General features: G+C 46.8%; 6 protein-coding genes. All 6 read right to left on the reverse strand.

Annotation, left to right across the window (positions count from 1 at the left end):
* Positions 1 to 239 precede the first annotated feature (239 nt).
* Entirely contained in the window at positions 240 to 1,430 is a 1,191-nt protein-coding gene (gene nhaA, locus F0364_RS09440; protein WP_153797532.1) for a Na+/H+ antiporter NhaA, read from the reverse strand.
* Positions 1,431 to 1,460: 30 nt separating this feature from the next.
* Positions 1,461 to 3,431, reverse strand: coding sequence for an OstA-like protein (locus tag F0364_RS09445; protein WP_153797533.1), 1,971 nt, complete (start codon positions 3,429 to 3,431; stop codon positions 1,461 to 1,463).
* A complete protein-coding gene (locus tag F0364_RS09450) occupies positions 3,428 to 4,441 on the reverse strand; it encodes an MlaD family protein (RefSeq protein ID WP_153797534.1) in 1,014 nt (337 codons plus the stop codon). The genes F0364_RS09445 and F0364_RS09450 overlap by 4 nt, the downstream gene beginning before the upstream one ends.
* Positions 4,442 to 4,877: 436 nt before the next feature.
* Complete coding sequence (locus tag F0364_RS09455; RefSeq protein ID WP_153797535.1) at positions 4,878 to 7,514, reverse strand: PKD domain-containing protein; 2,637 nt, start codon at positions 7,512 to 7,514, stop codon at positions 4,878 to 4,880.
* A 166-nt stretch (positions 7,515 to 7,680) separates the two neighbouring features.
* Positions 7,681 to 10,338: a PKD domain-containing protein gene (locus tag F0364_RS09460; RefSeq protein ID WP_153797536.1), complete on the reverse strand. Its 2,658-nt coding sequence runs from the start codon at positions 10,336 to 10,338 to the stop codon at positions 7,681 to 7,683.
* 12 nt (positions 10,339 to 10,350) lie between these two features.
* The gene (locus F0364_RS09465) at positions 10,351 to 11,145 is read right to left on the reverse strand and encodes an alpha/beta fold hydrolase (protein WP_153797537.1); all 795 of its coding nucleotides are present in this window, start codon (positions 11,143 to 11,145) and stop codon (positions 10,351 to 10,353) included.
* Between the last annotated feature and the right edge of the window lie 200 nt (positions 11,146 to 11,345).

Genomic DNA, 11,345 nt, shown 5'->3' on the forward strand with positions numbered 1-11,345 from the left:
AGCGGAAAGCCCGACCCCTTGCGCAGCTTGGGGACACCCCCAAAAAGCAAGTACGAAGTTTGAAGTACGAAGTACCTGTAATATGTTAGATGTTTGATGTGGGATGGAAACAAGTACGAAGTTTGAAGTACTTTTTATGTAAGATGTCAGGTGTGGGATGCACGATGTAAATGTAAACAATATTCACCTTCTCGCCATTCACCACTCCCCACTTACCCTACTAATGCTGCCTGAAAAATTTAGTGCTGTTGTGGCGTGCCTGCGCCATTTTTACGGGATACCCACATAAGCCATGCATAACCCGCAATGATAGATGCTATGGAACCGGCCAGTACAGCTACTTTGGCCATATTCTGGCTGCTGACATCGGTAAAAGCGAGGGTTGCTATAAATATGCTCATGGTAAAACCAATGCCCGCCAGCATGCCCCCGCCCAGCAGGTGTTGCAGTGTGGTGCCCTGTGGCAGTTTTGCAATGCGTTTTTTAATTACAAAATAGCTGGCCGCATAAATACCCAGCGGCTTGCCAATGAACAGCCCCAATATTATACCTACAGAGAGCGTACTGCCCAATTGTACTATAGCATTAGCAGGTAACAAAATAGCCGTATTGGCAAGGGCAAAGATGGGCATGATGATGAAGTAAACGATGCTGTGCAGCTTCATTTCAAAATGATGCAGGCATTTTTGCGGCACCAGGAACGCGAATAATACACCGGCTACGGTGGCGTGGATGCCGGAATTGAACATGCAGTACCACATAAGAATACCAAGTACAAACTGCAGCCATCCAAACGCCATTTTTTTGTTTACCAGCCAAATGAGAAATCCTGTAACGGCGCAGGCAATAAGCCAGGCAATGTTAACCTCGGCCCCATAAAAAAGCGCAATTACAATGATGGCGCCCAGGTCGTCTATAATAGCAAGAGCGGTTAGAAAAATTTTGAGTGTAACAGGAACCCGGCTACCCAGCAGAGATGCGACGCCCAGGGAAAAAGCTATATCGGTTGCGGTTGGTATGCCCCAGCCTGACTGGAAGATGGTGCCCTTATTAAAGATGGAATAGATAACCGCCGGTACAAGCATTCCACCAATTGCCGCTACCACGGGCAAAGTGGCTTTGCGCAGGCTGTTTAGCTCTCCTTCCAGCAATTCTCTTTTTATTTCCATACCGGCCAGGAAAAAGAATACAGCCATTAGGCCATCGTTGATAAAATGCAGCAATGTATGTGGCAGGTAAAAATTGTGCAGGAAATGAAATTCTGTTTCCCAAAAATGAATGTAGCGTTCTCCGCCAGGCAGGTTGGTAACCACGAGTGATATGGCAGTACACAGCAGCAGCATGATGCCGATAGACCGGCTATCGTGGATAAACTCGTTCAGCGGGTCTAAGAACTGGTGTTTAAAAAAAGAAAATATTTTAAAAGGCATGAGCTAATGTTTGATGTGGGGTGTACGATGTTATTTTCCGAACAGGTCGTACCTGGATTTTGGCCTGCGCTCATCAATCCACCTGAAGCCGCGTATCCGGATTTCATCATGGTTTACCTGCCGCATGGGATAAGTAACCCCTTTTACATTTACCCGCATAATAACACGCTGAGGTTTACGCTCATTAAAATACATATCGCTTATATCGGCGCTGGCTTTGTTTACGCCCACAAATTTATTGCCTTCGTCCTGGGCGTAATATACACTTTCAGAGTTGCCTTTTGCCCGCATGTAATCAATATTGCCATCTTTAAAATAGCCATTGATGGTACGCCCTTTTATCTGGTTGTAGAAATTGTCGGCCACTTTATTAATAGCCAAAGCATTTTCAAAAACATACATACGCTGCGGCTTTTTACTTTTTGTGTACAGGTAAATAGTGTCGCCGGTTACCTGGTTGTCTTTTGTCCAGATGATGGGATCACGAAAAAGGCGGAAAACCGAATCTTCACCCGAATAAAAAAGGCTGTCACCTACTGCCTGCAGAGAGTCAGAATAGATACGCACATTGAAGTAAGCTTCAAAAAAACGGTCGGTACTGTCGGCTTTGGCAGTAGCCACGCTATCCCTGGCAACCACAAGAGTATCATGCCTTACTCTCAGCGCACTATCGCTGGTTAGCAATGCCGCGGCAGAATCCGGAACGGGTGCTGCGGCATCGTTGGTAACAACGGAATCCAGCATAGTGCCAAATTTGTTAGGCACAGGCCCGTGGGCAACTGTATCCGGGGCTGCTTTGGCAGAATCTATCATTGCTGCCGCTGAATCGCTTAATGAAAGCTTTGCGGAATCGGTTACTTCTTTTGGCTTCAGTGCTTTGCCGGTAAGCGGCGGCCTTGACAGTTTAGCAGCCGGCCGGTTAAGGCCGGGCGGGGCGGAGGGTGCCGGTTGCGGCTCTATGCCCGCATCTCTCTTAAGCCCATAACCGCGTATATCAGGTACATCCCGGTACTTGCGCAATTCTGATAACTTACCTGAATAAAGTGTATCCGCGGCAATAAACAGGGAGTCGCTTTCAGCATCCTGCTTTAGTATCATTACCGGTTGTTGTGTAGCCAAAAAAGAGTTATCGTTCCTGTTTGACTTCATGTTATTCGCAAGGATGGTAACACCCTGGGAGGTATCCCTGTATATAACGTTGCCCCTTGCTTCGCCATAGCCGGTAGAATCATTGGCTATATCATCGGCAATAAGGCTGGTTTTACCATCTATTATGGTGGACCTTTTTCCAAAATATGTTTTCTTGCTTTTGGTATTGTAAAAACCGCTCCGGGTATTAACCGTGGTGTTTTTGCTGATGATTTTGGTTGGTACCGTAAACGTAGCTTCTTCGGTATATGTGTTGTAAATAAGCGTATCTGTTTCAATATTGTATTCAGGGTCTTTCAGGCGTACCGCTTTCTTAAAAATCACATCGCGGGTATCGCCATAATAATAACCTTCTGTACTGGTTAATACAGATTTATTGTTCACCAGTTTACCGCCCTTGGTATAAATGCCCAGCTTGGTGGTGGTGGTATATTCCAGTTCCGGCGTAGTTAGAACGCCCTTTCCGTCCGTTAACTTTACATTGCCTTTAAGAAAAGCTTTTTTCTCGTTGCCTATATACCTTAGATAATCTGAGTAGGTGTGCACACTGTCCGCATCATTAATATGCACATGCCCAAAAGCCTCCAGCACATTTATTTTACGGTTAATAACCGCGCTATCACAATAGAACAGGGTTTTTTCCTGCCTTATCACCACATTTTTTACCAGCGACTGAAACTCTGATGTATCTATTTTTTCATAGTTCATCCGCTCTGCACTTATTACCTGTATACGCTTGCGGTTAACAGCGGCTGTATCGGCAGGCGCAGGTTGTTGCGCCACCGCTGCTGTACAACACAGCAACAGTGTGGCAAAAGCAAAAAAAGAAAATAAGGGAACCCTTTTAATCATTTGTTGACAGGTGTGTTGGTACTATCCGGCAGCGGCTGGGTGAGATAGTCTCCTTTGTCTTTACGGCCAAAAACAGAAATATTCACGTACCGCTTGGGATGCACACGAAGGTCGTCCATTAAAGTGTTAAGGCTGCGTACGGTATTGTTAAGATTGTTGTACAGGGCTTTATCGTTAATAAGTGCGCCCAGCGTTCCGTTGGGCGAGTTTACCTGCGCCAAAGTACTGTTGAGTTTTTCTACCGATGATTTCAGGTTATTTACAACGCCGTCAATATCTGCTTTCGCCAGGTTTTGTGTAGCCTGCTGCACGTTAATCATCGTGCTGTCCAGCCTGTTTTTATTCGCAGCCAGTGCCCCTGAAAAAGTATTCACATTATCCAATGTGTGTGCCAGTGCGCCGGTTTCTGTATTAAGCAGTGTTTGCAGCGATGCAGAAGATTTTACAAGGCTGGCCGTAGCCGCATTCATATTGGCAATAACACTTTGCAGGTTGCCTTTGGTGTTGGGGTCAAGAATATTGTTGGCGCTGCGCAGTAACGAATCCAGGGAGCTGAGTGTTAATACCAACTGGTCTGCCACAGGTGAAAGTTTAGAGCCAACAGCATCAAACAGGCCGGCGCCTTTGCCGGTGGTAATCGTTTCATCAGACACAAAATATTCTTTACTGGTACCCAGTTTAATTTCGATGGAAGGAGAGCCAAGGGGGTTATCTTTTATTACTGCCACAGAGTTTTTGGGAATATTAAATTCATCCTTAAACTTCATGGTAACCAGTATCTCCTTTACGTTTTCATCCGCAGGCTCAATATCGTATATATTACCCACCGCCAGGCCATTAATGGTTACCACATGAGATGGTAACAGGCCCTTGGTATTATCGTACCGGGCATATAAAAAAAAGCCGCTTTTAAACAAGCTGCGGCCCTTAAGAAAATTAAACCCTAAAATGAGCAAAGCGATAGCTATAGCTGTTAAAGCGCCAATCTTTGTTTCATTAGATATTTTCATTCACTTCTTTTTTTAGTACAGTTATATACGGCGTGCAGCGCAGCCTGCAATAACGGGTAAAAACATGAATACAAAAAAACAAATGTAATGTTTATTTGCAACCGTGAATTTGGCAGCGGTAATTCAGGCCCTGTTAAATTATTGCATACTGAATTGCAGGTAACGTGACTGAAATAATCTTTACGCATTAAAATTGTGCAATAATTTTTGGTCGTCAGCGGCAGTGCTGCTATATGGCTTGCGTTGTGTCACTCACTTGTACGGCTGGGTTCGCTATTCAGCTTTTCCCGCATTGTAGAAGGTGTTTCTGCTGCCTCCGGCAGCAGAAACATGCATGCCACGGAAGCAGTTAAAAAAATTCAGGAGTTCGTTTATAACTCTGCTAATGGCTGCGTTAACTTTTTAATTTGGACCAGCAACCGTTCCTGCCTCCAACTTACCTTATCAGTACTATTGTTCCTTTTCGGTTTACCAGCTTTCCTTCGTAATCCACCGCCTGTGCCATGTACACGTAGGTACCGGGTGGTTGCTCCTGCCCGCCGTAAACGCCGTTCCAACCCATACCAACAGCATTGGTTTGATACAGCATTTGCCCCCAGCGGTTAAATACCCTGAAGTAATTGAATTTTTGCATGCCCACCACAATGGGTTTAATTACATCGTTACGGCCATCGCTGTTGGGTGTAAAGGCGGTGGGTACAAAAATGTCAGGCAATGTTTTAAAAACAATAACCCTTAATTGGTCTTCCGCATAACAACCCGGCGGTACTATACCCACACGCACTTTATATACTACTGTGTCGTAAAAAGAATTGAGTGTAACTACAGGGTCTGCAATGCTGGGGTTGCTCATGCCAACCGCCGGCGACCATTGATAACTGTTACCACCTGTAGCATTCAGTTGCAGCGGCTGGTTGATGACGATCATGGTATCCCTTCCGGCATTGGCCTGTACGGGTGGCTTTACATCTATCTCAACAGTATCCCTTACCGGTTTAAGGCATCCCGAATTATTGGTTACTGTAAATACAAAATCAGTGGGCCTGTTGGGGTTTGCACGGGGGGTAAGTGTATTGGCATCCCGCAACAACAGCTCCGGAGACCAGGTAAAATTATCTCCCCGCGTAATAATGCCAGTTAGCTGGGCAAAGTCGCCGTAGCAAATGCTGGTATCGCCAAAAGCCCTGGCTTCAGGATAAGGAAATGTTGAAACTATAATATCATCTTCATTGCTGCATTTGCCCACACTTGCCACCAGGTGATACTGCTGCACCGGGTTAACAGGCGTTGCCACCGCGTTCTTAAAGGTAGTATCGTGCAGGGTAGCGGAAGGCGACCACGCAAAATACAGTGCATTGGTTTGTGGAAAGAATTGTACACTGTCAGTAAGGCAAATATTTACATCAGGGCCAATATCCAGGTTAACGTTGTCTATAACGTTTACCAGCACAGAATCGTTGGCTGCACAGCCATTCTGTGTAATGTTAACAGAAAACCATGTACTTGTTTTAGGAAATACAAGCGGCCCGTTAGAGTTGGGATTAAGCAAAATATTGCTGCTGTTTGGTTGCCAGGCTACAGCGCCGGACGTGTTTACCTGTAGCTGCAAAGTATCAATGCTGCAGATAAGTGTGTCTTTAAAAGGAAAATCGTAAGCCGGTTTGTCGTTGGCCACAATTTCGGTGGTGGCTGTATCAATGCAGCCCTTGTCATTAACAACCACCAGCATTACGGTACGGGTACCGGGCCCCAGGTAAGTGTAGGCGGGGTTTCTCAGGCTGGAAGTGTCCTCCACGGTAGCATCATCCCCAAAGTTCCACTGCCAGCCAACGCTGTTGCCATTGTTAGAACCGGAAACGTCATTAAAGCTGAAGGGATTTTTATAGCATTGCCCCTCTGCTCCTATGGCCGCCTTAAAGCCCGGGTAAACCTTTGCTATCGCGTACCCGGTATCGGAACACTTGTTGCCCCTGTTGGTGATAAGTGTTACCGTATAAGACCCGGTGTCTGGAAAAGTATAAGAAACCACAGGCTGACTGGACGTGTCAGTTGTGCTGGATTTTACACCAAAATCCCAAAAATAGGAATGGATATTAGACGCCGTACTTTGGTTTTGAAAGTTTAGGGTCAATCCTTCGCAGTTAAGATATACCGGGCTTAGCCGCGCCTGCGGAATTTCGCAGTTTTCCACCCGCATGATAAAATCTTTGCGGTGCTCATTGATAGCGCGGCCATTTCGCCATTCCGTTACACAAACATTTACTACATAACCGCCGGTATTTAAGGGTGCAATGCCGCTTATTATACCGGTTACCGGGTCTACTGAAGCGGAGGCGCCAAGTGGGGATGCGCCACTGTACGGGGAGGAATAGCCCAGGTCTCTTAATGTTAGCTGGCCAGGGGGTAGCGGGTTGGCATTAAATTCACTCCCTCCCTGAAAGGCCCCACAAAACTGATAGCTTAAAGAATCGCCATCCCTGTCAACCGCGCTAAAATCCAGCACAAAACCGCTGTTTCTGCAAACCAGTACCGTATCGCGTACCACAAACTGCGGACTGCTGTTGTTCCCGGTTGGTAATTTGGCTGTACCGGGAATATGGGTTATAAAAGTTGCCCCTTTGGGATTAACTATGTTGACGGAATTTGGTCTGCTATAACGTATCCAGGAAAGAATGTAACCGTTTGCATTTTTTGGCAGGTCTATTTCTGCCCTGAAAATACCAATCTGGTAACAAATGTCCACTTCGCCAGACAGGCAGGGTATAGAGCCGGGTACCCGGGAGATAGAGGATACGTTACCTACCCTGGACAGAAAGACGCTCTCATACAACTGCCGCTGGGCATCGTCAGTATAGATGCCAATGGTAACCGTTTCTGTTTCCAGTGTTTGAGAGCTTGGTGGCGCATCGCACGGCCGAAACAACCGCATGGTTATACGGTATTTGCTCGTATTGGCGCCAAGGCCAGGGCCTAAGTACTCATAAAACAATTCTCCACCAGCTATATGATTAGCAAGAGTGCCCGTGTACTGTACAAAAAAGGCCAGTATGGCCAATAGAAACTGCTTTCTCATTCGTCGCTCACATTAGTACCATCTCTTGTTTAAGCAACTCAGATTGAATGGATGTGTTGCATATAATAGGTTCGTGGCGTAATATACGATCTTTGCCAGCGAACCGGCACCTTTAAAGGACAGTTGTGCCTTAGTGTAAAAATCTTGTCATTTCGGGAACGGGCGGCTACCTTATCAACACAATGGTGCCCTTGCGGTTAACTGTGCGGCCCTCGTAATCCACCGCCTGTGCCATATATACATAAGTACCGGAAGGCTGCTCCTGCCCGGCGTACATGCCGTTCCACCCCATGCCGATGGTACTGGTTTGGTAGAGCATTTGCCCCCAGCGGTTAAATACACGGAAGTAGTTGAACTTTTGCATGCCCACCACAATTGGCTTTACTATGTCGTTACGGCCATCACTGTTGGGCGTAAAAGCGCTGGGCACAAAAATATCCGGCAAAGTTTTGAATATTACAACCCTTATTTCATCCTCAGCAAAACAGCCGGGGGGCACAATGCTTACACGCACTTTGTAAGTAACGGTATCATAAAATGAATTGAGGGTTACTATGGGATCTGCAATATTCGGATTGTTCATGCCAAACGTTGGCGACCATTGGTAAGCGTTGCCGCCAGTAGCATTCAATTGCAGTGGCTGGTTAACAACAATCATGGTATCGCGGCCGGCATTGGCTTGTACGGGCGGTATAACAACCACCCTTACTGTATCTGTTACAGGCTTTAAGCAACCCGATGTATTGTAAGCGGTAAGCACATAATTTACAGTTGTATTGGGTACAGCCCTGGGCGTTAATGTATTCGCATCCCGCAGTAAAATAGCCGGCGACCAACTGTAGTTTTCCCCGTCCGTTTCTCCACGCAACTGCGCAAAATCGCCATAGCAAATGGTGGTGTCGCCAAAAGCCCTGGCTACAGGGTAAGGGGCCGTAAATATGGTTATATCATCCTGGTTGCTGCATTTGCCTACGCTGGCCACAACATGGTAATCATTCTGCTGGCTGATGGGTGTGGCTACTGCATTTTTCACGGTGGTATCCCGCATGGTTGCCGAGGGCGTCCATGCAAAATATAAAGCATTGGTTTGGGGGAAGAACTGTATGCTGTCTGTTAAACAAATGGTGGTATCCGGCCCTATATCAATGGTCACATTATCAATCACATTCACCCGCACCGAATCATCAGCTACACAACCGGCTTCTGTAATGCGCACCGTAAACCAGGTACCTGTTTTAGGAAACACCAGTGGTGTATTGGTGTTTGCGTTGAGCATAATATTGCTGTTATCTGGCTGCCAGGCTACTGCACCCGTTGTGTTTACCTGCAACTGCAGCGTGTCAATGCTGCAGATAAGCGTGTCTTTAAAAGGCAGGTTATAGGCAGGCTTATCTGTTACCTGTATCAGTTTAGTGGTATCGTCTGTACAGCCTCTTTCGTTGGTTACGGTAAGGCTTACATAGCGGGTGCCCGAATCAGCATAGGCGTAGCTGGGATGCTGCAGCAAAGAAGTGTCCGCCAGCGTGGAAAGGTCCCCAAAATCCCAGCGCCAGCCACTTATGCGGCCATACCGGAAGGTAGAGGCATCTGTAAATTCAAAAGGCTTTTGGTAACAGGAACCGTTAATGGTAAAGTCTGCCACAAAACCCGGGTACACTTGTGCAACAGCATAAGCCGTATCGGAACAGGCCTCTCCTTTGTTGGTAATAAGTGTGATGGTGTAGGTGCCGGAATCAGGAAAACTATAGTCTGCGATGGGAGAGGTAGAAGTGTCTGCCAAAGTTGTATCAATACCAAAATCCCAGAAATAAGAATTGATATTAGCCGCCGTGCTGGTATTTTGAAAAGTAAGGTTAAAGCCATCGCAGGTTAAATAATTGGGGTCAAGCGCCGCCTGCGGAATGGTACAGTTTTCCACCCGCATAATAAAATCTTTGCGGTGGCGGCCAATGATAATGCCGTTTCTCCACTCGTACACCACCACGTTTACCACATACCTGCCAACGTTTGGCGAGATACCTGAAATTATTCCTGTTACAGGGTTTATGGCAGCCTGAAGGCCCAGTGGGAAATTACCGCTGAAACCATTACCTGTGTTATAGCTTACAGAGCCGTAATTGGGGTCGCCGGGAGGGTTTGCATCCTGGGCACTGGTGAAAGCACCACCGTTATAGGCCGCGGAAAAGGCATAGCTTAAAGAGTCGCCATCTGGGTCTGTAGCGCTAAAGTCAAGAACAAAATTTGTGTTATAGCAAACCAGCTCTGCATTCTGCACTTTAAAAACGCCGCTTGAATTGGTGGCTGCACCCAGCAAATCCCTGCCCGGCATAATACAGTCGTAAGTAGCTCCAGGTACACCGCTGATAGACGGGGCATTATCCAGCACATTGGCAGAGGAAGCCCGGCAGCAATTCTGGTAAGCCAGTATGTATCCTTCATCATTATCCGGCAGTTCTACAAAAGCCGAGTATGTTTTTACTTCGTAACAGGTGGGCGGCCTTGTTGATATGCAAACAGGATAATTAGCCGAAACGCTGGTGGTGGAGTCAATGTTTACAGTTACATTACCCCAACGCTCGTAGGAGCCGGAATTACTAAAGATGCCCACGATAGCCGCACTGGGCAAACAGGCCACCTGGTTTACGCCGCAGGTAACCAGGCAATCCCTGAAAAGGCGTAAAGAAACTTTATAACGGCTGGTGTTGGGTTCAGCCCCCGGCCCGAGGTATTCATAGAATACCTCGCCACCAACTATATGCGAAGCGATGGCATCTTTTGTAAACAACAATGTGGCAAACAGTGCCAGCAAAACAATTTTTTTCATTCAACGTGGGTTCTAAACCGCTTCGGTAAACGCAAGCAGGTATTGGTTGGTAAGTTCCGGCTCCTCCCACATGCCCATGTGGCCGGCATTCTGCAGTATATGAACGTGCGATGTTTCCGGCAAATGCACCTGCTGCAACACATCGCTGAGCGGGGCGGCGGTATCTTCCTTGCCTAAGATGAACAAAACAGGCAGTTTGCTGCTTTGCAAAACGGCTGTTCTGCCGGGCCTGTTCATCATAGCAGTATAATATTGCTGTAACGCCTGTACAGGTATGTTATTGCCTGCCTCTATAAGCGCCAGTACTTTATCTGCATGCAGTGCTTTATAACCGGCAGAAAACATATTGGGCACCATACTTTTTAAAAAAGCGGGGGCGCCATATTCGCCCATCATTTTTATACTTTTCAGACGGTTTTGCTTTTTTTCTTCACTGTCTGCAAAGGCGGTAGAATGCACCAGGCCAAAACCAAGCAGCAATTGCGGGTATTTTTCCGCAAAGGCCAGTGTTATATAACCACCCATGCTATGGCCGCAAACAATGGCGCCCGTAACCTGTTCCTGCTGCAAAATGGCATACAACACATCAGCAAAAGCTTCCATAGTAGTAAGGGAGCCGTTAAAAGCCGACTTACCGGAACCCGGCAAATCCGGCACGATTAACCGGCAATGTGTTTTCAGCGCAGCTACCTGGTTATGCCATACCGTATTATCTTCCGGAAAGCCATGCACCAGCACCAGGGTTTTTCCTTCGCCTTCCACACGGTAGTTAATGCTTCTATTTTGATATGTAATTTGTTTCTCCATATTTTTTTGGTGGCCGGCTACATCTTTCCATGGCAGCCAGGTTGCATCGTGCCGCAACTTCGGGATTCATCGCCTGGTTCTTTGTGACGGCATTTAAGCGGTTACAGCCCTTGAACTTTTCTTGCCCAAATTACTTCCGCTTACAGTACGCAAAGTACAAAGGGATTGTTTGATTTGAGCCGGTCATTTCTTTCAGCAGG

Origin of the sequence: Foetidibacter luteolus (genome assembly GCF_009650435.1) — a bacterium.
Lineage (GTDB): Bacteria > Bacteroidota > Bacteroidia > Chitinophagales > Chitinophagaceae > Foetidibacter > Foetidibacter luteolus.